1 protein-coding gene is annotated in these 1,021 nt (G+C 59.5%); it reads left to right on the plus strand.

Going from position 1 to position 1,021, the window contains the following annotated elements:
* On the plus strand, positions 1–947 hold a 947-nt coding region (sthA, locus tag ACIP66_RS28535; protein ID WP_400652621.1), incomplete at its 5' end, for a Si-specific NAD(P)(+) transhydrogenase.
* Positions 948–1,021 lie beyond the last annotated feature (74 nt).

A 1,021-nucleotide genomic window follows, 5' to 3' on the forward strand; every position in this document is an offset into this window, starting at 1 on the left:
ATCGCCCGGCGGACATCGATTTCCACCACCCGCGTATCTACGATAGCGACACCATCCTCAGCCTCAACCACACCCCGCGCAAACTGATCGTTTACGGCGCTGGCGTGATCGGTTGCGAATACGCGTCGATCTTCAGCGGTCTGGGCGTACTGGTTGAACTGGTCGATAACCGTGGTCAGTTGCTGAGCTTCCTCGACTCGGAAATTTCCCAGGCGTTGAGCTACCACTTCAGCAACAACAACATCACTGTGCGCCACAACGAAGATTACGATCGCGTTGAAGGCGTCGACAACGGTGTGATCCTGCACCTGAAGTCCGGCAAGAAGATCAAGGCCGACGCCTTGCTCTGGTGCAACGGCCGTACCGGCAATACCGACACGCTGGGTCTGGAAAACATCGGCGTCAAGGTCAACAGCCGTGGCCAGATCGAAGTCGACGAGGCTTACCGCACCTGCGTACCGAACATTTACGGTGCCGGTGACGTGATCGGCTGGCCGAGCCTGGCCAGTGCCGCTCACGACCAAGGCCGTTCGGCCGCTGGCAGCATTGTTGATAACGGCAGCTGGCGCTTCGTGAATGACGTGCCGACCGGCATCTATACCATTCCGGAGATCAGCTCGATCGGCAAGAACGAGCAGGAGCTGACCCAGGCCAAAGTGCCGTACGAAGTCGGCAAGGCGTTCTTCAAGAGCATGGCGCGTGCGCAGATCGCCGGCGAGCCGCAAGGCATGCTGAAGATCCTGTTCCACCGTGAAACCCTGGAAGTGCTGGGCGTGCACTGCTTCGGTTATCAGGCGTCGGAGATCGTCCACATCGGTCAGGCGATCATGAGCCAGCCGGGTGAACTGAACACCCTGAAGTACTTCGTCAACACGACGTTTAACTACCCGACGATGGCTGAAGCCTATCGGGTAGCGGCGTACGACGGCCTCAACCGGCTTTTTTGACGGGCTCCGGCCGGTGGCCTGAGCCGGCCGGGGAGACCGATTTCTGCAATTCTAGAGCGTGGCAGTGGGCAGAC

Source organism: Pseudomonas sp. NPDC088429 (genome assembly GCF_044753305.1).
Classification (GTDB): Bacteria; Pseudomonadota; Gammaproteobacteria; order Pseudomonadales; family Pseudomonadaceae; genus Aquipseudomonas; species Aquipseudomonas rustica.